Annotated in this window: 13 protein-coding genes and 4 tRNA genes; 12 read left to right on the top strand and 5 right to left on the bottom strand. The window is 63.7% G+C overall.

The window, feature by feature from the left end; all coding sequences use genetic code 11:
- Positions 1-565 precede the first annotated feature (565 nt).
- Complete coding sequence (gene rmuC, locus ACK59Z_RS06630) at positions 566-1,939, top strand: DNA recombination protein RmuC (protein WP_161774447.1); 1,374 nt, start codon at positions 566-568, stop codon at positions 1,937-1,939.
- Here the strand turns inward: rmuC and ACK59Z_RS06625 are convergent.
- Together ACK59Z_RS06625 and ACK59Z_RS06620 are read right to left on the bottom strand one after the other, a co-directional pair.
- A complete protein-coding gene (locus tag ACK59Z_RS06625; protein WP_012053438.1) occupies positions 1,911-5,390 on the bottom strand; it encodes a PAS domain-containing hybrid sensor histidine kinase/response regulator in 3,480 nt (1,159 codons plus the stop codon). The two genes, rmuC and ACK59Z_RS06625, sit on opposite strands and share 29 nt — an antisense overlap.
- A gap of 126 nt (positions 5,391-5,516) precedes the next feature.
- Entirely contained in the window at positions 5,517-6,695 is a 1,179-nt protein-coding gene (locus tag ACK59Z_RS06620; protein ID WP_004575316.1) for an MFS transporter, read from the bottom strand.
- Positions 6,696-6,936: 241 nt separating this feature from the next.
- Here ACK59Z_RS06620 and ACK59Z_RS06615 point away from each other — a divergent pair, with 241 nt between their 5' ends.
- The 4 genes from ACK59Z_RS06615 to ACK59Z_RS06600 all read left to right on the top strand — a co-directional run bounded on the left by ACK59Z_RS06615 (position 6,937) and on the right by ACK59Z_RS06600 (position 11,930).
- On the top strand, positions 6,937-7,668 hold the full coding sequence (locus ACK59Z_RS06615; protein WP_014859885.1) for a GntR family transcriptional regulator: 732 nt from the start codon (positions 6,937-6,939) through the stop codon (positions 7,666-7,668).
- Positions 7,669-7,762: 94 nt separating this feature from the next.
- Positions 7,763-9,037, top strand: a complete 1,275-nt coding sequence (locus ACK59Z_RS06610; protein ID WP_108191541.1) for an MFS transporter — start codon at positions 7,763-7,765, stop codon at positions 9,035-9,037.
- Positions 9,038-9,061: 24 nt separating this feature from the next.
- Positions 9,062-9,895 (top strand): amidohydrolase, encoded by an 834-nt coding sequence (locus ACK59Z_RS06605; RefSeq protein ID WP_108191540.1) that lies wholly within the window; start codon positions 9,062-9,064, stop codon positions 9,893-9,895.
- Positions 9,896-10,052: 157 nt separating this feature from the next.
- Entirely contained in the window at positions 10,053-11,930 is a 1,878-nt protein-coding gene (locus tag ACK59Z_RS06600; protein WP_108191539.1) for an MFS transporter, read from the top strand.
- 4 nt (positions 11,931-11,934) lie between these two features.
- On the opposite strand, the gene sugE is transcribed toward ACK59Z_RS06600, so the two are convergent.
- Both sugE and rdgC read right to left on the bottom strand, forming a co-directional pair.
- The gene (sugE, locus tag ACK59Z_RS06595; protein WP_003252507.1) at positions 11,935-12,252 is read right to left on the bottom strand and encodes a quaternary ammonium compound efflux SMR transporter SugE; all 318 of its coding nucleotides are present in this window, start codon (positions 12,250-12,252) and stop codon (positions 11,935-11,937) included.
- A 307-nt stretch (positions 12,253-12,559) separates the two neighbouring features.
- Positions 12,560-13,480 (bottom strand): recombination-associated protein RdgC, encoded by a 921-nt coding sequence (rdgC, locus tag ACK59Z_RS06590; RefSeq protein ID WP_003252510.1) that lies wholly within the window; start codon positions 13,478-13,480, stop codon positions 12,560-12,562.
- 216 nt (positions 13,481-13,696) lie between these two features.
- On the opposite strand from rdgC, the gene ACK59Z_RS06585 reads away from it, so the two are divergent.
- The 4 genes from ACK59Z_RS06585 (at position 13,697) to ACK59Z_RS06570 (ending at position 14,198) form a co-directional block, all read left to right on the top strand.
- Positions 13,697-13,772, top strand: a tRNA-Val gene (locus ACK59Z_RS06585).
- Positions 13,773-13,785: 13 nt separating this feature from the next.
- A tRNA-Asp gene (locus ACK59Z_RS06580) sits at positions 13,786-13,862 on the top strand.
- Positions 13,863-14,032: 170 nt separating this feature from the next.
- Positions 14,033-14,108, top strand: a tRNA-Val gene (locus ACK59Z_RS06575).
- 13 nt (positions 14,109-14,121) lie between these two features.
- Positions 14,122-14,198 (top strand) — tRNA-Asp (locus ACK59Z_RS06570).
- 113 nt (positions 14,199-14,311) lie between these two features.
- Here ACK59Z_RS06570 and map read toward each other — a convergent pair.
- Positions 14,312-15,109 (bottom strand): type I methionyl aminopeptidase, encoded by a 798-nt coding sequence (map, locus tag ACK59Z_RS06565; protein ID WP_012053431.1) that lies wholly within the window; start codon positions 15,107-15,109, stop codon positions 14,312-14,314.
- A 410-nt stretch (positions 15,110-15,519) separates the two neighbouring features.
- Between map and ACK59Z_RS06560 the strand changes: the two genes are divergently transcribed.
- The 3 genes from ACK59Z_RS06560 to nirD all read left to right on the top strand — a co-directional run bounded on the left by ACK59Z_RS06560 (position 15,520) and on the right by nirD (position 22,730).
- A complete protein-coding gene (locus ACK59Z_RS06560) occupies positions 15,520-19,545 on the top strand; it encodes a molybdopterin-dependent oxidoreductase (RefSeq protein WP_409292653.1) in 4,026 nt (1,341 codons plus the stop codon).
- A gap of 270 nt (positions 19,546-19,815) precedes the next feature.
- Complete coding sequence (nirB, locus tag ACK59Z_RS06555; protein WP_108191933.1) at positions 19,816-22,368, top strand: nitrite reductase large subunit NirB; 2,553 nt, start codon at positions 19,816-19,818, stop codon at positions 22,366-22,368.
- Entirely contained in the window at positions 22,368-22,730 is a 363-nt protein-coding gene (gene nirD / locus ACK59Z_RS06550) for a nitrite reductase small subunit NirD (protein WP_108191932.1), read from the top strand. The genes nirB and nirD overlap by 1 nt, the downstream gene beginning before the upstream one ends.
- The last annotated feature ends 117 nt before the right edge of the window (positions 22,731-22,847 follow it).

Raw genomic sequence — 22,847 nt, 5'->3', positions numbered from 1 at the left:
TGGAAATTGGCCAGCAGGCCCGGCCCTTTCGCGGGTAAACCCGTCCCTACGGCGGCCTGTGTTCAACCCCCGATGCGTGTGTAGGAGCGGGTTTACCCGCGAATATGGTGGCGGCAGCAACGGTGAATGGCGGGTGGAAATTGGCCAGCAGGCCCGGCCCTTTCGCGGGTAAACCCGCTCCTACGGCGGCCTGTGTTCAACCTCCAATGCGTGTGTAGGAGCGGGTTTACCCGCGAATACGGTGGTGGCGGCAACGGTGAACGGCGGGTGGAGATTGGCCAGCAGGGCCGGCCTCTTCGCGGGTGAACCCGCTCCTACGGGCGACCGTGCAGGCATTACCTTTGCCTTCAGGCTTGCGCAGCGGGCAGGCCCGCGATGAGGCCGATGCAGGCAACACGCCAGTCAGGCTGATAAGCTGCACTCAATTTGCATCAGAGCGTTCGGGGTAAGCATGACAGTGGATCTGGCCAGCATTCTGCTGGGCTTGGTGGCAGGCGTAATACCCTGCCTGGTGTGGGTCATGCAGGTGCAGCGCCGCCAGGGCGCACGGCAAGGTGAGCAGGCCTTGCTCGAAGAGCGCCTCAACGCTGCCCAACTTGCCCAGGCTGGCCTGCAGGCACAACTGGACGCCAGTCGCGACGAGGTCAGCGACCTCAGTGAGGCCAACGCCGTCAAACAGGCCCAGCTGGCCGCCCAAGGCCGTGAGCTGGAGCTGCTGCAGATCGACCGCGACAATGCCCGTGATGCGGCCCACGCCTGGAGCCTTGAGCGCGCCAACCGCGAAGCCGAACTGCGCCGCCTGGAAGCGCAAACCGCGCGCCTGGACGCAGAACTGCGTGAACAGCAGGAAAGCCACCAGCAACGCCTGGAAGACCTGCAGGAGGCCCGTGACACTTTGCGCGCCCAGTTCGCCGACATGGCCACCAAGATCTTCGACGAGCGCGAGCAGCGCTTCGCCCAGACCAGCCAGCAGCACCTTGGCCAGTTGCTCGACCCGCTCAAGGAGCGCATCCAGGCCTTCGAAAAACGCGTGGAGGAAAGCTATCAACAAGAGGCCCGCGAGCGCTTCTCGCTGGGCAAGGAGCTGGAGCGCCTGCAACAGCTCAACCTGCGCCTGTCCGACGAAGCCACCAACCTTACCCAGGCCTTGAAGGGCCAGAAAACCCAGGGTAACTGGGGTGAGCTTATCCTCGAACGCGTGCTGGAGCATGCTGGCCTGGAAAAGGGCCGCGAATACCAGACCCAGGTCAGCCTGAAAAGCGCCGATGGCGAGCGTTTCCAGCCGGATGTGCTGATCATGCTGCCCGGCGACAAGCAGGTGGTGGTGGACGCCAAGGTCAGCCTCACTGCGTACCAGCAGTTCGTTGCCGGCAACGACGAAGCTGCGCTCAAGCAGCATGTGCAGTCGCTGCGCAGCCACGTCAAAGGCCTGTCGAGCAAGGACTACAGCCGCCTTGAAGGCCTGCACAGCCTGGATTTCGTGTTGTTGTTCGTGCCCATCGAGGCGGCCTTTTCGGCGGCCCTGCAGGCTGAGCCGAACCTGTTCCAGGAGGCCTTCGACCGGCAGATCGTGATTGTCAGCCCTACCACGTTGCTGGCGACCTTGCGAGTGATCGACAGCCTGTGGAAGCAGGAGCGTCAAGGGCAGAACGCCCGCGAAATTGCCGAGCGTGCCGGCTGGCTCTACGACAAGTTCGTGCTGTTCATCCAGGACCTGGACGAGCTGGGCAGCCGCTTGCAGCAGGTAGACAAGGCTTATGCCGCCGCGCGCAACAAGCTGTGCGAAGGGCGTGGCAACCTGGTCAGCCGCAGCGAGCAGCTTAAGCTACTGGGCGCCCGTGCCAGCAAGAGCTTGCCGGCAGACCTGCTGGAGCGGGCGCTGTCCGACGAGGCGCTGCCCGACGTAGCGGTTACTGAGCCAGGCTCAGATGGCGATTGAGCAGGGCGCGCAAGGCCGCGGGCTTGACCGGTTTGGCCAGGTAGTCCAGCCCTGATGCATGTACCAGGGCGATGGTTTCCTTGCTGCCGTCGGCGCTGATCACTACACCGGGTACCGGCTCACCCAGCCGTGCTCGAAGCCAGCCCATCAGTCCGGTGCCGGTCTCGCCGTCGTCCAGGTGGTAGTCCACCAATGCCAGGTGCGGGCGCATGCCTTTGGCCAGCAGGGCTTCGCATTCGGCCTGGTTGCGCGCGGTCCATACCTGGCAACCCCAGCGGCTCAGCAGGCTGTTCATGCCGATCAGGATGCTGTCTTCGTTGTCCACGCATAGCACGTGCAACCCGGCCAGTGGCTGGCCGCCCTGTTGTTCCACGGGCGCGCTTGGCGCCGCGGCGGCCTGGCGTGCAATCGGTACGCTGACGCGGAACACCGTGCCCTTGCCTGGCCATGAGCGTACCTCCAGCGGATGCCCCAGCACCCGACACAGACCGTCTGCGATGGCCAGGCCCAAGCCTAGCCCCTTCTCGGCACGGGTCTGGTGGCTGTCCAGGCGCTTGAACTCCTGAAAGATCACTTGCAGCTTATCGTCAGCAATGCCCGGGCCACGGTCCCAGACCTCCAGCCACAGGCGCTCGCCCTGTCGGCGCGCGCCTAGCAGGATCGGGCTCTTGCCGTAGCGCAGGGCATTGGTGAGGAAGTTCTGCAGCACCCGGCGTAGCAGTTTCATGTCGCTGTCTACCCGCAGGCGGCTACCGCGCAGGCGGAACTCCAGGCCCTTCTCGGCCGCCAGCAACTTGAACTCGGCGCCCAGGGTGTCGAACAGCTCGTTGAGGGCGAAGGGTTTGGCATCCGGGGTGATCTTGCCGTTTTCCAGGCGCGAGATGTCCAGCAGATCGCTGATCAGCTCTTCAGCCGAGCGCAGCGAGCTGTCCATGTGCTGTACCAACTGCTGGGCCTCTTCATTCATGCCCTCGGCCTGTTGCGACAAGGCGGCAGAGAAAAGCCGTGCGGCATTCAACGGTTGCATCAGGTCATGGCTGACGGCGGCCAGGAAGCGGGTCTTGGACTTGCTCACCGCTTCGGCCTGGCTCTTGGCTTCGGACAGCGCCTGGTTCAACTGCGACAGTTCGTGGGTGCGCTCCGCCACGCGTTGTTCAAGGCGTTCGTTGGCATCGCGCAGGGCCTGCTCGGCTTCGCGGAACGGGGTGATGTCGGTGAAGCTCATGACAAAGCCGCCGCCCGGCATCGGGTTGCCGATCAGCTCGATCACCCGGCCATTGGGGAACAGCCGCTCGGAGGAGTGCGCGCGGCCCTGACGCATCCAGTGCAGCCGCCGCGCCACATGCACTTGCGCTTCGCCGGGGCCGCACAGGCCGCGCTCGGCGTTGTAGCGGATGATATCGGCAATCGGTCGCCCTACGCTGATCAGCCCGTCCGGGTAGTTGAACAGCTCCAGGTAGCGGCGGTTCCAGGCCACCAGGTGCAAGTTCTGGTCGACCACGCTGATGCCTTGGTTGATGTTCTCGATGGCGCCTTGCAGCAGGGCGCGGTTGAACTGCAGCACCTCACTGGCTTCGTCAGCGATGCGCACCACGTCTTCCAGCTGCATGTCGCGGCCTTCGATGGCCGCTTTGACCACGGCGCGGGTCGAGGAGGTACCGAGTACCCCGGCCAGCAGGCGTTCGGTGTGCTCGATCCAGTCGCCATCGGCGTTCTGGTTCGGGTTGAAGCCCTTGCCCTGGCGGTAGGCAAAGCGGATGAAGCTCTGCCGTGCGCGCTCTTCCCCGACAAAGCGCGAGGCCAGGGTCAACAGGTCGTCGATCTGCACCGCCAGCAGCGGCTTGCTGCTGGGCCGCGCGCTGGTCTGCTGGCCAATGAACCGGCCGGCCTGCCAGTGCTCGGAAACCCGTGTGCGCGACAGCACCGAAACCCAGGCGAACAGGGTGAAGTTGCCCGCCAGTGACAGCACCACACCTTGGGTCAGTGGACTGATCGGCAGGTTCAGCGGGTTGCCGTGCAGCCACGCCAGGCCAGGGAACAACTGCAACGACCAGCCCAGGCTGTGCGCGGCAATCGGCAGCACCAAGGTGTAGAACCACAGGAAAATGCCAGCGGCCAGGCCGGCGAACACACCGCGACGGTTGGCCTGCTTCCAGTACAGCGCGCCAAGCATGGCCGGGGTGAGCTGGGTCACAGCGGCAAAGGCGATCTGGCCGATGGTCGCCAGGCTGGCGGTGGAACCCAGCAGGCGGTAGCTGACATAGGCCAGCAGCAGGATCACCACGATGGTTACCCGGCGAACCGAAAGCATCCAGTGGCGGAACGCTTCGAAAGGCCGCTCGGCGTTGTTGCGGCGCAGCAGCCAGGGCAGCAGCATGTCGTTGGACACCATGGTCGACAGCGCCACGGCCTCGACGATCACCATGCCAGTGGCCGCCGATGCGCCGCCGATGAACGCCAGCAGGGCAAGGCTCGGGTGCGCCTCGGCCAGGGGCAGGCTGATGACGAACGAGTCGGAGATCACCGTGCCGGGCAGCATCATCTGCCCGGCCAGGGCAATCGGCACCACGAACAGCGCGGCCAGTGCCAGGTACATGGGGAATACCCAGCGCGCCAGGCGCAAGTCCTGCGGTTCGATGTTCTCGACCACGGTAACGTGGAACTGCCGGGGCAGGCAGATGATTGCCATCATCGCCACGGCGGTTTGCACCACCATGGACGGCCAATTGATGGTTTCTTTCCAATAGTCCTGCAAGTGGATCGACTGGCGGGCCTGGCTGAACAGGTCGTCGAAGCCGTCATACAGGTTGAAAACGATGAAGATGCCCACGGCAAGAAACGCCAGCAGCTTGATCAGCGATTCGAAGGCGATCGCCAGGACCATGCCGCGGTGGTGCTCGGTCACATCCAGGCTGCGGGTACCGAAGACGATGGCGAACAGCGCCAGTACCAGCGATATCACCAGCGCGGTGTCCTGCACGCGGGTGCCGGTGGCGTCGGCGTTGGCGCCGATCAACAGGTTCACGCCCAGTACGATGCCCTTGAGCTGCAGGGCGATATACGGCAGCACGCCGACCAGGCAGATCAGCGCCACCACCACTGCCAGGGTCTGCGACTTGCCGTAGCGTGCGGCAATGAAGTCGGCGATCGAGGTGATGTTCTGCTGCTTGCTGATCAACACCATCTTCTGCAGCACCCACGGCGCGAAGATCAGCAGCAGTACCGGGCCCAGGTAGATGGGCAGGAATGCCCAAAGCTGTTCGGCGGCCTGGCCGACCGCGCCGAAAAAGGTCCAGCTGGTGCAGTACACGGCCAGCGACAGGCTGTACACCCAGGCACGCAGCTTTGGCGGCAATGGCGTGCTGCGGCGGTCGCCATAGAAGGCGATGGCGAACATGATGGCCATATAGGCCAGGGCGACCACGGCGATCAGCCCGCTGGACAACGACATGAAGACTCCGAAGCAAAAAGGTAACGCGGTCCCGATCAATCAGTCTGGCACGCAAGTGCCGCTTCGTCAGCGCAGACGATGGTTGTAGGAGCGGGTTCACCCGCGAATAGGCCGGAACAGGCAACATCAACCCCTGCGGGTACCCAACCCATAGAACACCCCTGCCAGTATCACCGACAACACCAGCAGGTAGAAGACTGCCCCCGGCCACAGGTGTACCAGTGCAAACCCCACCATCACCGGCCCCAGCGCCGCCCCCAGGTTGGACAGGTTCTGCGCGCCGTAATACACCCCGCGCAAGTGCTCCGGTGCGATCAGGTCGATAAACATGTACTCGGCCGGGATCACGATGATTTCGCCCAGCGTGAACACCAGCATCGCCAGGCACCAGGCCAGTACCGAGCCCGCCAGCGCAAAACCCAGCAAGCCGGCGATGAACAGGCCCATGCCGGCCAACAGCCACGGCATCAGGCGCTGGCGGCTGATGCGCCGGCCAATCAGGTACTGCAAGGCAATGACCGTCACGGCGTTGGTGGTGACCAGATAGCCGATCAGCCGTGCCGCTTCGGCCGGGTTGCTGGTGACCACCAGGTACTGGGACAGGTAGGCGGTGAACTGGCCGAACACCACCGCGCTCAGCACCCCACCCACGGTAAAGCACACCAGCCGACGATCCCGCGCCAGCCCCAGCGCCACCTGGCCGAAGCCGGCCGCAGGTTTGTCCGGCGCGCTGGCCTGCAGGCTGCGATCACCCAGGCGCCAGTAAGCCAGGCACATGGCCAGGCCAAGCAGGGCAGAGGCGAGGAACGGCACATGGTCGTTCAGTTCAAGCATGGCCACGCCCAGCAACGGGCCGGTGGCGTAGCCGACGTTGCTGAGGGTGTACTTGATGGCGAATACCTCGGCCCGCTCATCCACCGGCAGTAACGCGCAGAAGCCCGCCTTGGCAGCAATGTCGACCACTGCCAGGGCCAGGTTGATCAACACCAGACAAAAGAAGAACGGCAGTGCCGAACGGCTGGCGACCGCGCCGACGAAGGCCAGGGCGAACAGCAGGGTACTGGCGCTGACCAGCGTGTGGTTGCTCAAGGTGTCGACCAGATGGCCACCGTACAGACTCAATAGCGAGGCGACGATCAGCGCGCCACCGATCAGCAGGCCGATCTGGCTGATCGGCAGCTGGAAATTGTCGGCCAGGTAAACCACCAGGTAGGGCAGGGTGAGGGCGCGGGCGACGGTAAGCGCGAAGGTGGTGGTGAGCAGCAGGCGAACGGTGTGCGGGTAGCGTTTTATGGCGGCGAGCATTGCCACGTCCTTGTTGTGCGGGTTTGCCGAGCACAAGCATAAGCCACATGCGGTCCTTGCAGCAGCACCGGCAACGTTCAAGAGAAGATGGCAATGCTCCGGCTGGCTCACAGCCTTTCGCGACACAAGGCCGCTTCACGGACAAAGGGCGACAGGCGGAGGATTGACAGTCTGTCAGGCTCGGGGAATACTCTCGCAAAATTCATATATATGTTTATATAACAAGACGAGAGCGAGACCCATGCACCCATTGACCGGTGATGCTCGACTGCCCCGCTACCAACAACTGCGCGACCACATGGTCGCGCAAATTGCCAACAACCGCTGGCGCCCGGGGGAAGCGATCCCGACCGAAGCAGCCTTGGCCACCGAGTTCGACCTGTCGATCGGTACCGTGCGCAAGGCCGTCGATGTCCTGGTGGCCGAAGGCGTGCTGGAGCGCCAGCAGGGCCGAGGCACCTTCATTCGCCGCCCACAGTTCCAGTCGTCGCTGTTCCGCTTCTTCCGTTTCGAGGCCGCCAATGGCGAGCGCATAGTGCCGGAAAGCCGCATTCTTTCCATCGAGTCGCTTCCGGCGCCTTCGGCAGTGGCCGAGGCATTGGGCCTGGCAGGGGAGGCAGAAGTGATCCGCATCGTTCGCACACGTCTGCTTGGCGCCCAGCCGGTGCTGGCCGAAGAAATCTGGCTGCCGCGCCAAACCTTCCAGCCGCTGCTGGACGTGGATTTGAACAGCAAGGGCCCACTGCTGTACCCGATCTACGAAGCGCTGTGCGGTCAGGTGGTCGCCTACGCCGAAGAAACCCTGACCGCCGAAGCGGTCGACGCGGTGCATGGCCGCTTGCTGCAACTGCCGGCCGACAGCCCGGTGGTCGTGATCGAGCGCCTGGCCCGCGACTATGCCGGCAAACCTCTGGAATGGCGCCGCTCGCGCGGCCATGCGCAGCACTTCCGCTACCGCATCGACATTCGCTAAACCGGTCGCTTCACCCTTTTACCTGTCTGCGCCGTGCTGCCATGGCGCAGTGGCTTCGCCTGCCCGTCACACCACGAATAGAAGGATAACAATCATGTTCAGCTGGTATCGCGAGATCACCTCACGGGAACGCAAGACATTCTGGGCCTGTTTCGGCGGCTGGTCGCTCGATGCGCTGGAAGTGCAGATGTTCGGCCTGGCCATCCCCGCGCTGATCGCCGCATTCTCCCTGACCAAGGGCGATGCCGGCCTGATCAGTGGCCTGACCCTGGTGACCTCGGCAGTCGGCGGCTGGCTGGGTGGCACACTGTCCGACCGCTATGGTCGCGTGCGTACCCTGCAATGGATGATTCTCTGGTTCTCGTTCTTCACCTTCCTTTCGGCGTTTGTCACCGGTTTCTACCCGTTGCTGTTCGTCAAGGCCATGCAAGGGTTTGGCATCGGTGGCGAATGGGCAGCCGGCGCTGTGCTGATGGCCGAAACCATCAACCCCAGGTATCGCGGCAAGGTCATGGGCACGGTGCAGAGTGCCTGGGCTGTGGGGTGGGGCCTGGCGGTGGCACTGTTTACGCTGATCTACTCACTGGTGCCGCAGGAGTTTGCCTGGCGGGTGATGTTCTTCGTCGGTCTGCTGCCATCGCTGCTGATCATTTGGGTACGCCGCAACGTGCCCGAGCCGGACAGCTTCCAGCGCCTGCAAAAGGAAAAGGCCATCCCTTCCAGCTTCTTGCAGTCGATGGCTGGCATCTTCCGCCCGGAACTGCTGCGTGTGACCCTGCTGGGCGGCTTGCTCGGCCTGGGTGCCCACGGTGGCTACCACGCGGTGATGACCTGGTTGCCGACCTTCCTCAAGACAGAGCGCAACCTTTCGGTGCTGAACTCGGGCGGTTACCTGGCGGTGATCATCCTGGCCTTCTGGTGCGGCTGCGTGGTCAGCGGCCTGCTGATCGACCGTATTGGCAGGCGCAAGAACATCCTGCTGTTCGCCCTGTGCTGTGTACTGACCGTGCAGGCCTACGTGTTTTTCCCGCTGACCAATACCCAGATGCTGTTCCTCGGCTTCCCGCTGGGCTTTTTTGCCGCCGGCATCCCGGCCAGCCTGGGTGCGTTTTTCAATGAGCTGTACCCGGCTGACGTGCGCGGCGCCGGGGTGGGCTTTTGCTACAACTTCGGTCGCGTGCTGTCGGCCGTGTTCCCGTTCCTGGTCGGGCACATGAGCGAGTCGATGTCGCTGGGCAGTGCCATCGGCATCGATGCCGGCATCGCGTATGGCGTTGCGGTGATCGCAGCCCTGTGCCTGCCCGAAACCCGTGGCCGCAACCTTGAATCTGCACCTGTGCCGGAAACGGCCGGTGCCGTCGCCAAGTAACCTGAACGTGTTTGTATGAGAACCATGCCCGACGCACCCGCTTTGCACCTGACTGCCGTCGACAGCCACGCCCACGTGTTCAGCCGTGGGCTGAACCTGGCCAGCCAGCGGCGTTATGCGCCCAGCTACGATGCGCCGCTGGGCGACTACCTGGGCCAACTGCGGGCCCATGGTTTCAGCCATGGCGTACTGGTCCAGCCCAGCTTCCTGGGTACCGACAACCGCTACCTGCTCAGCGCCTTGCAGACCGTGCCAGGGCAACTGCGCGGGGTGGTGATGCTGGAGCGGGAGGTCGAGCGGGCGACCTTGGCGGAAATGGCCCGGTTGGGAGTCAGGGGGGTACGCCTCAACCTCATGGGGCAAGACATGCCTGACCTGACCGGCGCGCAGTGGCGGCCCCTGCTGGAGCGCATCGGCGAGCAGGGTTGGCACGTGGAACTGCACCGTCAGGTGGCGGACATCCCAGTGCTGGTGCGGGCATTGCAGCCTTACGGGCTGGACATCGTGATTGACCATTTCGGCCGCCCGGATGCCCGCCTTGGCCTGGGCCAGCCGGGGTTTGCCGAACTGCTGACCCTGAGCGGTCGGGGCAAGGTGTGGGTGAAGGTGTCCGGCATCTACAGGCTGCAGGGCTCGCCGGAAGAGAACCTGGCATTCGCCCGTCAGGCGCTGTGCGCACTGGAAGCCCATTACGGCGCAGAGCGGTTGATGTGGGGCAGTGACTGGCCGCATACCCAGCATGAGTCGGAGGTCAGTTTCGGTACCGCTGTCGAACAGTTTGAGGCCTTAGGGTGTTCAGCGCAGCTGCGCCAGGCACTGATGGTGGATACCGCGCGGGCGTTGTTTGGCTTCGAGTGACGTAGCGCCAGTGCTGCAACTGCTGGCAGGTCCTTGAACGCAATCTCGCTTGGTCATGCCTGAGCCGGTGCTTGCCAGTCAGCGCATTTCCCATGCAGATTTGTGGCCCGGCGCGCTTGGCGAGCCTCCAATTGAAAAGCCCTCAGGACCAAGGACGATGAGTCACTCTTCGCAATTCACCTTGCTCGGCAAGCGGCGTTTCCTGCCGTTTTTCATCACTCAGTCGCTGGGTGCCTTCAACGACAACCTGTTCAAGCAGTCGCTGATCCTGGCGATTTTGTTCAAGCTCAGCCTGGGCGATGGTGACCGATCGATCTGGGTCAACTTGTGTGCCTTGCTGTTCATCCTGCCGTTTTTTCTGTTTTCGGCGCTGGGCGGGCAGTTTGGCGAGAAGTTCGCCAAAGATGCGCTGATCCGTGCAATCAAACTGGCCGAAATCGTGATCATGGCGATTGGTGCGCTGGGCTTTGTCACCAACCATCTGGCGCTGATGCTGGTGGCGCTGTTCGGTATGGGGACCCACTCGGCGCTGTTCGGCCCGGTGAAGTATTCGATCCTGCCGCAGGCCCTGCGCGAGGAAGAGTTGGTGGGCGGTAACGGGCTGGTGGAAACCGGCACCTTCCTCGCCATCCTCGCCGGCACCATCGGCGCGGGGGTGATGATGTCGGCCGACAGCTACGCAACAGTGGTGGCCGGTGGCGTGGTCGGCACGGCGGTACTCGGCTACCTCGCCAGCCGCTGGATCCCTCGGGCGGCTGCCGCCTCGCCGCAAATGCCGCTGGACTGGAACATCTTCAAGCAGTCGTGGGTGATCTTGCGCATGGGCCTGGGCCAGCCGCCGGCGGTGTCGCGTTCGATCGTCGGCAACTCGTGGTTCTGGTTTGTCGGCGCTATCTACCTCACGCAGATCCCGGCCTATGCCAAGGATTGGCTGCACGGTGATGGCACCGTGGTGACCCTGGTGCTGACCCTGTTCTCGGTGGGCATTGCCCTGGGCTCGCTGCTGTGTGAGCGGCTCAGTGGACGCAAGGTGGAAATCGGCCTGGTGCCGTTCGGTTCGTTCGGCCTGACCCTGTTCGGCCTGCTGTGGTGGTGGCACTCCGGTGATGTACCGGCTGCAGCAGCGCCGCACGACTGGCTGGCACTGCTGGGCATGAGCCAGGCCTGGTGGATCTTGCTGTCGATCGTCGGCCTGGGTGTCTTCGGCGGCTTCTACATCGTGCCGCTGTATGCGTTGATCCAGGCCCGCACGGCCGAGGACGAGCGCGCCAGGGTGATCGCGGCCAACAACATCCTCAATGCCTTGTTCATGGTGGTGTCGGCGGTGCTCACCATCATCCTGCTAGGCGTGGCCAAGCTGAGCATCCCGCAGCTTTTCCTGGTGGTGTCGCTGCTCAATATCGCGGTCAACACCTATATCTTCAGGATCGTGCCCGAGTTCACCATGCGCTTCCTGATCTGGCTGCTCAGCCATTCGATGTACCGCGTGCAGCACCGAGACCTCGAGCGCATCCCCGACGAAGGTGCTGCGTTGCTGGTGTGCAACCACGTGTCGTTCGTCGATGCGTTGCTGCTGGGCGGGGCCATACGCCGGCCGATCCGCTTTGTCATGTACTACAAGATCTACAACCTGCCGGTGCTCAACTTCGTGTTTCGCACTGCCGGTGCCATCCCGATTGCCGGGCGTAACGAAGACCAGGCGACGTACGAGCGGGCCTTCGCGCGCATTGCCGAATACCTGGCGGATGGTGAACTGGTGTGCATCTTCCCGGAAGGCAAGCTGACGGGCGATGGCGAAATCGATGTCTTCAAGGGTGGGGTCAGCCGCATCCTCGAAGAAACGCCGGTACCGGTGATTCCGCTGGCCTTGCAGGGGTTGTGGGGTAGCTTCTTCAGCCGCGACCCGGCCAAGGGCTTCTTCAAGCGCCTGTGGTCGCGGGTGACCATCGTGGCAGGCGCCGCCGTCCCGGTGGAGGCGGCGCAGCCTGAAGTGTTGCGCGAACAGGTCAGCCGCCTGCGCGGCCATCTGCGATAGGGGGTTAGCTGGCGCTGACTTTCAGGCCGACGAGGCCGCAGACGATCAGCGCCACACTGACCAGCCGCACCAGGGCCATGGACTCGCCGAACAGCATGATCCCGGCGATGACCGTACCGACTGCGCCTACGCCGGTCCAGATGGCATAGGCGGTGCCCAGCGGCAACTCCTTCATGGCCAAGCCCAGCAGGCCCAGGCTGATGACCATGGCGCCGACGGTAAGGACAGTGGGTAGTGGTCGAGTGAAACCGTCGGTGTATTTGAGGCCGACGGCCCAGCCAACCTCGAACAGGCCGGCGAAAAACAGGATGATCCAGGACATGAGTGTGTCTCCATCGTTTGAATGATGGGGCCGTCCCCGGAATGGTCACGCGGTGCGTCGTGAGGTCGTCCTCACAGTGAGCATCATGGTGCCTGTCTGCGGCCTTCCGGGCAAGGCCGGGCCTGCTGGCCAATTTCCACCCGTCGTTCACCGTTGCGGCCGCTACCGTATTCGCGGGTAAACCCGCTCCTACACAATTGGTGGTGGGCACACATTGGTGATTGGGCGCAGGCCGCCGTAGGCGCGGATTTACCCGCGAAGAGGCCGGTGCTGGCAGAAAACAGGCCAGCACCGCCTCTCATACCCGTCAGACCCCTTGCGGAATCTCTTCACCACCCAGCGCCTCGAACAGCACCGGCAGGAATTCGGCAAAGGTCATCATCATCAACTGGAAGCTGGCGTCGAACTGTTGCGCAGCCTCATCGCCACCGTCCTGCTCGGCCTGCTCCTGCAGCAGCTCTTCGAACTTCAGGCGCTTGATGACCATCTTGTCGTCGAGAATGAACGACAGCTTGTCTTGCCAGGCCAGGGCCAGCTGGGTCACCACTTTGCCAGTGCTCAGGTGCAGCTGGATCTCTTCGCCAGTCAGGTCCTGGCGCTTGCAGCGCACGATACCGCCATCTTCGGCGGTGTCGCGCAGTTCGCACTCGTCCAGCACATAGAAGCCTTCGGCGGCTTGCTGCGATTTGACCCAGTCGGTCATGGTGGCCACCGGCGCAATCTTCACCGTGGCCGGGCGCACGGGCAGCGAACCCATCACTTCACGCAGGGTCGACAGCAGGTCTTCGGCGCGCTTGGCGCTGGCCGAGTTGACCAGGATCACGCCCAGGCGTGGGGCAATGGCAGCGAAAATCATCGAGCGGCGGATGAACGCACGCGGCAGGAACGCCTGGATGATTTCGTCCTTGATCTGGTCGCGTTCCTTTTTATAGACCTTGCGCATTTGCTCGGTCTCGATCTCTTCGACCTTTTCCTTGACTGCGTCGTTGACCACGCTGCTTGGCAGGATGCGTTCTTCCTTGCGCGCGGCAATCAGCAGGTACTCGCCGCTGACATGCACCAGGGGAGCGTCTTCGCCTTTGCCGAACGGCGCGACGAAACCATAAGTGGTCAGCTCCTGGCTGGCGCAGGGGCGGGCCGGCTTGCTGGCCAGGGCGGCTTCCAGCGCTTCAGGCTCGAACGGAACTTCCTGGGTCAGGCGGTAGGTCAGCAGGTTCTTGAACCACATGAGGGGCAATCTCTCCTTAATGCATAAGGCGGGCATTATTCTCCGAGCGGTGAATTGAGGCCAGCCCTGTCAGAGGGCCAGCAGTGGCTTATGCACGAAAGAATCGCCCGACAACGCTAGGTCTTTGAAAGGCCTGAGGTTTTTTTTGCAAAAAGTTTAAAAAGTGCTTGCCAGGGTGCGGGGCGCTCCGTAGAATGCGCGCCACACCGAGACGAAGGGTGATTAGCTCAGCCGGGAGAGCATCTGCCTTACAAGCAGAGGGTCGGCGGTTCGATCCCGTCATCACCCACCACTCGATGTATAGCGCAGCGGTAGTTCAGTCGGTTAGAATACCGGCCTGTCACGCCGGGGGTCGCGGGTTCGAGTCCCGTCCGCTGCGCCATATTCCACTTCCAGGGCCCACTGAACACCCGGAAGTAACAAAGAAAGCGACCTTAGGGTCGCTTTTTTTGTGCCTGATTTTTGGTGTTTGACCGAAGTGTGAAAAAACTTCGATAAGTGCTTGCCAGAGCGCCAAGTCGCCCGTAGAATGCGCGCCACACCGAGAGACATGGGTGATTAGCTCAGCCGGGAGAGCATCTGCCTTACAAGCAGAGGGTCGGCGGTTCGATCCCGTCATCACCCACCACTCGATGTATAGCGCAGCGGTAGTTCAGTCGGTTAGAATACCGGCCTGTCACGCCGGGGGTCGCGGGTTCGAGTCCCGTCCGCTGCGCCATATTCCACTTCCAGGGCCCACTGAACACCCGGAAGTAACAAAGAAAGTGACCCTAGGGTCGCTTTTTTTGTGCCTGAATTTTGTACCCCTACCTGCACGCGTTTGCCGCAGCTTCAGCCACGCCGTTCCTCCTCCCGCAATGTCAGCACCTCATACCCACCCTCAGTCACCGCCACGGTATGCTCCCACTGCGCCGACAAGCTGTGGTCCCGGGTGATCACCGTCCAGCCATCCTTCAACTCGCGCGTGCCGCGGCCACCCTGGTTGATCATCGGCTCGATGGTAAACACCATCCCCGGTTTCAGCTTCATGCCCATGCCGCGCTGGCCAATGTGCAGCACCTCTGGCCCTTCATGCATCTGCTGGCCAATACCGTGGCCGCAATACTCGCGCACCACGCTGTAACCCGCCGCCTCGGCATGGGCCTGCACGGCATGGCCGATATCGCCCAGCGTTGCCCCAGGGCGCACCTGCTCGATGCCTTTCCACAACGCGTCATAGGTGGTGTCGACCAGGCGCCGGGCTTCTTCGCTGATCTTGCCGATGCAATACATCTTCGACGAATCGGCAATGTAGCCGCCCTGTTCCAGCGTGATGTCGACGTTGATGATCGAGCCTTCCTTGAGCACCTCATCGACCTTGGGGATGCCGTGGCATACCACGTGGTCCACCGACGTATTGAGCGAGTAAGGGAAACCGTACTGGCCTTTGCTTGCTGGCCGTGCCTTGAGCGTATCGACGATGAACGCCTCGGCGCGGTCGTTGATCTGCATCGTGGTCACGCCGGGGCGGATGAAGCTGTCGAGTTCGGTGAACACCTGGGCCAGTAGCTGGCCGGCGCGGCGCATCAGGTCGAGTTGGGCGGGGGTCTTGAGGATCACCTGGGACATGGGAGGAGGGCAGTTGCTCATGCTGGAAATTGCCCCAGCATAGCGCCTGGGAGCGTGAGGTTGCCACCGCATGGTGCGCAAGGCTCGCCGCAGCACTGTCTTTGTGGGAGCAACTGTCTTGCTCAATTTCTAAAAGCGGGCGCGATCCCTGTGGGAGCGGCCTTGTGTCGCGAAAGGGCTGCAAAGCAGCCCCGGCAATACAGGGATAAAAGCTGAAATTCGGGGGCCGCCTTGCGGCCCTTTCGCGACACAAGGCCGCTCCCACAAAAGCCGTTCAGTGCACCTGGCCCACTATTTGCTGAAGCCTCCTCACCAGGGCTATCAACGTCGACAGCCCGCAAAACCTCACGACAAAGGCGCCGTGTTGCCCCGCTTGCATCAGCATGCCGGGGCAGCCGGCGCCTTTTTGCGTTTTCCTCAGGAGCCCGCCCATGGCCAACAGCGAAGTACGCAGCGTCTGCCCATACTGCGGCGTGGGCTGCGGCATCGTCATGAGCGTTGCCGATGGCAAGGTCGGCAAGATCAGCGGCGACAAGCTGCACCCGAGCAACTTTGGCCGCCTATGCACCAAAGGCCTCACCGCACACCTGCCACTGAGTGCCAGCGGGCGCATGGCCGACGCCTATGTGCGCCAGCAACGCAGCCAGCCGCCAGTGCGCACCAGCATGGACCAGGCCATCGCTGCCACCGCCGAGCGTCTGCGCAGCATCATCGACCAGCACGGCCCGGATGCCGTGGCGCTGTACGTGTCCGGGCAAATGTCGCTGGAGGCCCAGTACCTGGCCAACAAGTTGGCCAAGGGCTTTATCCGTACGCGCCACATCGAGTCCAACTCGCGCCTGTGCATGGCCAGCGCCAGCAGTGGCTACAAGCTGTCGCTTGGCGCCGATGGCCCACCTGGCAGTTACCAGGACTTCGAGCACGCCGACGTATTTCTGGTGATCGGCGCCAACATGGCCGACTGCCACCCGATCCTGTTCCTGCGCCTGCTTGATCGGGTCAAGGCCGGTGCGAAGCTGATCGTCGTCGACCCACGTCGCAGCGCCACCGCCGACAAGGCCGACCTGTTTCTGCAGGTGCGCCCCGGCAGCGACATGGCCTTGCTCAACGGCCTTTTGCACCTGCTGCATCGCAATGGCCGCACCCACCCCGACTTCATCGCCCGCCACACCGAAGGCTGGGACGAACTGCCGGTCTTCCTCGACGACTACCCCCCCGAGCGCGTCGCCGCCATCACCGGGCTGGCCGAGGCCGATATCATCAAGGCCGCCGAATGGATCGGCAGCGCCATCAACTGGATGAGCTGCTGGACCATGGGCTTGAACCAGAGCATTCACGGTACCTGGCACAGCAACGCCATCTGTAACCTGCATTTGGCCACGGGTGCCATCTGCCGCCCCGGTAGCGGCCCGTTCTCGCTGACCGGCCAGCCCAATGCCATGGGCGGCCGCGACATGGGCTACATGGGCCCCGGCTTGCCAGGCCAGCGCTCAGCGTTGGTGGACGACGACCGCGCGTTCGTCGAACGACAGTGGCAACTGCCACCCGGCAGCCTGCGCAGCGAGGGTGGCGAGGGTACGGTGGCGCTGTTCGGGCAGATGAAAACCGGTGAAGTGAAAGCCTGCTGGGTCATCTGCAGCAACCCGGTAGCCAGTGTCGCCAACCGCCAGCAAGTGATCGACGGCCTGCGCAAGGCCGAACTGGTCATTACCCAGGACGCCTTCCTCGACACCGAAACCAACCGCTACGCCGACATCCTCCTGCCGGCCGCGCTGTGGGCCGAAGGTGAGGGTGTGATGATCAACAGCGAGCGCAACCTGACCCTGATGCCACGCGCAGTCGAGCCCCCCGGGCAAAGCTTGCCGGACTGGCAGATCATTGCCCGCGTGGCGTGTGCCATGGGCTATGCCGACGCCTTCGACTACCCCAATGCCGAAGCGGTGTATGAGGAAATACGCCGCTTCCACAACCCCTCAACCGGTTATGACCTGCGCGGTATCGGCTATGCCGAATTGCGGACACAGCCGCGCCAGTGGCCTTGTGCACCGGGCAGCGAGCAGCATCGTAGCCCGCTGCGCTACCTCAACGACGGCAGCAGCCAGGCGCTCCTGCTCGATGCCCGGGGTAGGCGGCCGGCACTGGCCTTTCCCACCGCCAGCGGAAAGGCGCGCTTCTTTGCGCGGCCCTGGTTGCCGGCAGCGGAAGTGCCGGACGATGACTACCCCATGGTGCTTAACACTGGCCGTGTGCAGCACCAGTGGCACACGTTGACCAAGACCGGCAAGGTGCCGGCACTGAACAAGCTGGAGCCCGGCCCCTACCTTGAGATTCACCCCGAGGATGCCGCCCGGCTGGGTGTCGCTGAAAAGGACCAGGTGGCCGTTCGCTCACGCCGGGGGCACGCCGTGTTGCCGGCGCGCATCAGTGACCGGGTCATGCCGGGCAACTGCTTTGCGCCGTTTCACTGGAATGACCTGATCGGCGAACAATTGGCGATCAATGCCGCGACCTGCGATGCGGTCGACCCGCTGTCGCTGCAGCCTGCCTTCAAACACTGCGCCGTAGCCCTGGAGCGGTTCGCAGGCGAGCGCATCGACGCCCTTGATCTGAACACTGCCACTGTAGAGCCTGTCCGCATGCCGACCGCCACCCTGTCCCGTCTGCTTGGCCTGCACACCCTGCCGGTTCCGGTGCTGGCCGAAGAAGAGCGTCATTACCTGCAAGGTTTCCTGCTGGGCCTGGACCAGGCCCGCGCCGAGGGCGTACCCCGCCTGCCGGCCAGTGCGCCGCTGGCTGCCAGCCGTCGTTTGTTTGTCGACGGTTTGCTGGCCGGGCTGTTCGCCCAGCCTGCAACTGCGCCCATCGCGGCACAGGCCGCGCCATGGCATCAGGTGCTGTGGGCCTCGCAGACCGGCAATGGTGAGCAACTGGCCGAACGCTGTGCCGCGCGCCTGCGCGATGCTGGTCTGAGCGTGCAACTCAGCTGCCTGGAGGCGGTCAGCCCAAGCCAGCTGCAGGGTGTTGCCAGTGTGGTGTTGATCGCCAGCACTTTTGGCGATGGCGACGCGCCCGACAGCGGCGCGGCATTCTGGCAGGCCTTGCAGGGCGAGGAGGGCGCCCACTGCGCCGGGCTGCCCTATGCCGTACTGGCCTTGGGCGACTCCAGTTACGACCAGTTCTGCGGTTTTGGCCGCAAGCTCGACCAGCGCCTGGCCGAGCTGGGAGGGCAGCGCCTGCTGCAACGGGTGGACTGCGAGCCAGACTTCGACGAAGCCTTTGCCAGTTGGCTCGAAGCGTTATTACCTGCACTGGGCACTGCCGCGGCGCCACCTCCGGCGAGTGAACCTGCACCCGTATCGGCCTTCAGCAAGCAGCAACCCTGGATGGCCACGGTACTGGAAAACCGCCTGCTCAATGGCCCCGGCGCCAGCAAGGAAACCCGCCAGCTGGTCTTCGACCTGAGCGGCAGCGGCTTCAGTTACGCTGCCGGCGATGCCCTGGGCGTATGGCCGCGCAACTGCTCGGCCCTGGTAGAAGAGCTGCTGACGCTGATGCAGCTCGATGGCCAGGCGATGGTCGAGCTTAAAGGTCATTGCGCCATGCCATTGGCCGAAGCCCTGCAAGCACACCTGGAAATTGCCAAGGTCACTGCGCAACAACTGCAGGCATTTGCCAGCAATGCGCCTGACCTGCAGCGTTTGCTGCAGCCTGAATGCAGGGCCGAGCTGCAGGATTGGCTGTGGGGCCGGCAGCTGGTCGATGTGCTGCGCGCTTTCCCCCAGCAGTTGTCGCTGGCCAGCTGGCTGGAACTGCTCAAGCCATTGCAGCCGCGGCTCTATTCGATCAGTTCCAGCCCGCTGGCGCACCCAGGCCAGGTGCATCTGACGGTGTCGACGGTGCGTTATGGCGAACGTAAAGGCGTGTGCTCAAGCTTCCTTGCCGACCGTGCGCAGGTGCAGAAAGTGGCGATCTTCCCGCAGGTGTCGAAGCACTTCCGCTTGCCCGAGGACGACAGCGTGCCGGTGATCATGGTGGGCCCTGGTACTGGCATTGCACCGTTCCGTGCGTTCCTCGAGGAGCGAGAGGCACGGGGGGCAAAAGGCGACAACTGGCTGTTCTTCGGCGAGCAGTACGCAGCGACCGATTTCTATTACCAGGAGCAGTTGCAGGCCTGGGAGGCGGCGGGGCACCTGCGGCTGAACACGGCGTTCTCGCGGGACCAGGCCGAGAAGATCTATGTGCAGCAGCGCATGCTTGAGCAGGGTGCGCTGTTGTGGCAGTGGCTGGAGGCGGGGGCGTATTTCTATGTGTGTGGCGATGCGCAGCGTATGGCCAGGGATGTGGATGCGGCGTTGCGGGTAATCGTCGCCGAGCATGGCCGGATGGATGCGGCGGCGGCGGCGGCTTATGTCGAAGGCTTGAGCAAGGCCAGGCGTTACCGGCGCGATGTGTACTGAAGTGCTCCAAGATGGGGTGTTGTGCACCTTGAATGTGCATTGGCTGGGCGCGCCCAGCGCAAGTGTAGGAGCGGGTTTACCCGCGAAGAGGCCGACACAGGCAACCCAGGCAACCCACGCAACCCAATTGGCACGCTCCCTGCTTAACCTTGGATACAACAAAGCCCACTGATCAACGGCGATCAACCGGGCCCCCTACCGTGATGAATACAGGCAAAGGCGCCTGGAGCTTCGGCTCCAGGCGCTTTTTTTTTGATCGAGGATCGGCTTATGAAGGCAACAGCGAGCAGCGGGCAACGAGAGCGACTGGTCATCGTCGGCAACGGCATGGTCGGCCACCATTGCGTCGAACAACTGGTCAGTCGCGGCGCCCTGCAGCGCTTCGAGGTGCGGGTATTCGGCGAAGAGCGCCAACGCGCGTATGACCGCGTGCACCTGTCCGAATACTTCGGCGGCAGCTGTGCCGAAACCCTGGCCCTGTGTGAGCACGATTTCTACGACGCCAATGGCGTGCACCTGCACCTGGGTGAGGCCGTGCTGGAGATCGACCGTGAGCGCCGCGAAGTCGTCACTGCCGAAGGTCGCTATGGCTACCACCAACTGGTGCTGGCCACCGGCTCCTATCCCTTCGTACCGCCGATCGAAGGCTCCAGCGGCAATGCCCGCCTGGTCTACCGCACCCTGGACGACCTCGATGGCATTCGTGCTGCCGCAGCCGGTGCCCGCCGAGGGGTGGTGGTCGGCGGTGGCCTGCTTGGCCTGGAAGCGGCCAATGCCCTCAAGTCGCTGGGGCTGGAAGCCCACGTGGTGGAATTCGCCCCACGGCTGATGCCGGTGCAGCTGGACGGCGAGGGCGGTGCCGCGTTGAAGGCGCAGATCGAAGCGCTGGGTGTGGGGGTGCACCTGGCGCGCGCCACCCAGTCGGTCAGTGCCGGTGAAACCTACCGCTACCGCATGAACTTCGACGGCGGTGAGCACCTGGAAACCGACCTGATCGTGTTCTCCGCCGGTATCCGCCCACAGGATGCACTGGGCCGGGGTTGCGGCCTGGACATCGCCGCGCGCGGTGGCGTGGTCATCGATAACCACTGCCGCAGCAGCGACCCACGCATCTTCGCCATCGGCGAGTGCGCCTCGTGGAACGGCAGTGTGTTCGGCCTGGTCGCCCCAGGCTACAGCATGGCGCGCAACCTGGCTGGGCTGCTGATGGGCGAGGCGGCAGTGGCGTTCACCGGCGCCGACATGTCGACCAAGCTCAAGCTGCTGGGGGTGGATGTCGGTTCGATCGGCGATGCCCACGGTGCCACGCCGGGCGCGCGCAGCTATCGCTTCATCGATGAAGCCAACAGCGCTTACCGCCGTTTGGTGGTGGATGCCAGCGGCAAGCACGTGCTCGGCGCGGTGCTGGTCGGTGACAACAGCTATTACGACACCCTGTTGCAGTACGCCCAGAACGGCATCGCCCTGCCGGCCGACCCGGCAGCGCTGATCCTGCCGCAAGGCGGTGGTGCGCCGGCCTTGGGCGCCGATGCGCTGCCTGACAGCGCGACCATCTGCTCCTGCCACAACGTCAGCAAGGGGGCGGTGTGCGCCGCGATCGACAGTGGCTGCAGTGACCTCGCTGCGGTCAAGGGCTGCACCAAGGCCGCGACCGGCTGCGGTGGTTGCGCGGCCCTGCTCAAGCAAGTCTTCGAGCATGAGCTGACGGCCCGCGGTGTGGCGGTGGACAAGAGCCTGTGCGAGCACTTTGCCTACACTCGGCAGGAGCTGTACGGGTTGGTGCGGGTGGAGGGTATCCGCACCTTCAGCGAACTGCTAGAGCGCCATGGCAAGGGCCATCTGGGTTGTGACATCTGCAAGCCGGCGGTGGGCAATATCCTCGCTTCGTGCTGGAACCAGCCGATCATGGACCCGGCACTGGTACCGCTGCAGGACACCAACGACACCTTCATGGCCAACATGCAGAAAAACGGCACCTATTCGGTGGTACCGCGCATTCCCGGTGGTGAAATAACCCCCGACAAGCTCATCGTCATCGGCCAGGTGGCCAAGAAATACGACCTGTACACCAAGATCACCGGTGGCCAGCGCATCGACCTGTTCGGCGCCCAGTTGCACGAGCTGCCGCTGATCTGGGGCGAACTGATCGAGGCCGGTTTCGAAACCGGCCACGCCTACGGCAAGTCGACCCGCACGGTGAAGTCGTGCGTGGGCAGTACCTGGTGCCGCTACGGCGTGCAGGACAGTGTCGCCATGGCCCTGCGCCTGGAAGACCGCTACAAGGGCCTGCGCAGCCCCCACAAGCTCAAGTTCGCGGTATCCGGTTGCACCCGTGAATGCGCCGAGGCGCAGAGCAAGGACATCGGCGTTATCGCCACCGACAAGGGCTGGAACCTGTACGTGTGCGGCAACGGCGGCATGCGCCCGCGGCATGCCGAGCTGTTCGCCACCGACCTGGACGACGAAACCCTGGTACGCCTGATCGACCGCGTGCTGATGTTCTACATCCGCACGGCCGACAAGCTGCAGCGCACCTCGGTGTGGCGTGAAAACCTGGAAGGCGGGCTGGACTACCTGAAGCAGGTGATCATCGACGACAGCCTGGGCCTGGCCAATGAGCTGGAAGCGCAGATGCAGCAGGTGGTCGACCAGTATGAATGCGAGTGGGCCAATGCCCTCAACGACCCGGAGAAGCTCAAGCGCTTCCGCACCTTCGTCAACGACCGCCGTGCTGACCCGGACGTGCACTTCGTGCGCGAACGCGAGCAACGCCGGCCTGCTGCGCCATTGCACCTGATACCCACTGTCGAGGAGGCTGTCTGATGAACCTGTCCAATGCTGTTGTGAAGACTGAGGTGAACTGGCAAGCGGTGTGTCACGCCGCAGACCTGGTGGCCGATTCTGGTGTCGTGGTGTGGCTCGACGGTGCCCAGGTGGCGTTGTTCTACCTGCCGGGGCTGGAGCAGAGCCTGTATGCGGTGGACAACCGTGATCCGCGCTCCGGGGCCAACATCATTGGCCGTGGCATTGTCGGAAGCTTGCAAGGTGAGCTGGTGGTGGCCGCACCGCTATACAAGCAGCATTTCAACCTGCAGAACGGTGAGTGCCTGGAGGATGCCGAACAGCGGCTTCAGGTATGGCCGGTGCGGATGAATGGAGAGGCAGTGGAACTGGCGGTGGCCTGATCATCCTGCGCTGGGCGGGGCCGATGTACAGTAGCCGTTCGCCGAAGCGGCGCACCTTCCCTGCGCGGGGAAGGCGCCGCTGGGTGGCTGCGGGAGGCAGGTGGCAAAGCCGATCAG

This window comes from Pseudomonas sp. KCJK9058, assembly GCF_046230975.1.
Classification (GTDB): domain Bacteria; phylum Pseudomonadota; class Gammaproteobacteria; order Pseudomonadales; family Pseudomonadaceae; genus Aquipseudomonas; species Aquipseudomonas alloputida.
This window is presented reverse-complemented; position numbering and strand designations above follow the sequence as displayed.

Coding starts and splice junctions, on each gene's coding strand:
- ACK59Z_RS06560 (WP_409292653.1), top strand. CDS start 15,520: ATGGCCAACAGCGAAGTACGCAGCGTCTGCCCATACTGCGGCGTGGGC.
- ACK59Z_RS06625 (WP_012053438.1), bottom strand. CDS start 5,390: ATGTCGTTGTCCAGCGGGCTGATCGCCGTGGTCGCCCTGGCCTATATG.
- ACK59Z_RS06610 (WP_108191541.1), top strand. CDS start 7,763: ATGTTCAGCTGGTATCGCGAGATCACCTCACGGGAACGCAAGACATTC.
- nirB (WP_108191933.1), top strand. CDS start 19,816: ATGAAGGCAACAGCGAGCAGCGGGCAACGAGAGCGACTGGTCATCGTC.
- ACK59Z_RS06620 (WP_004575316.1), bottom strand. CDS start 6,695: ATGCTCGCCGCCATAAAACGCTACCCGCACACCGTTCGCCTGCTGCTC.
- nirD (WP_108191932.1), top strand. CDS start 22,368: ATGAACCTGTCCAATGCTGTTGTGAAGACTGAGGTGAACTGGCAAGCG.
- map (WP_012053431.1), bottom strand. CDS start 15,109: ATGAGCAACTGCCCTCCTCCCATGTCCCAGGTGATCCTCAAGACCCCC.
- rdgC (WP_003252510.1), bottom strand. CDS start 13,480: ATGTGGTTCAAGAACCTGCTGACCTACCGCCTGACCCAGGAAGTTCCG.
- sugE (WP_003252507.1), bottom strand. CDS start 12,252: ATGTCCTGGATCATCCTGTTTTTCGCCGGCCTGTTCGAGGTTGGCTGG.
- ACK59Z_RS06600 (WP_108191539.1), top strand. CDS start 10,053: ATGAGTCACTCTTCGCAATTCACCTTGCTCGGCAAGCGGCGTTTCCTG.
- ACK59Z_RS06605 (WP_108191540.1), top strand. CDS start 9,062: ATGCCCGACGCACCCGCTTTGCACCTGACTGCCGTCGACAGCCACGCC.
- ACK59Z_RS06615 (WP_014859885.1), top strand. CDS start 6,937: ATGCACCCATTGACCGGTGATGCTCGACTGCCCCGCTACCAACAACTG.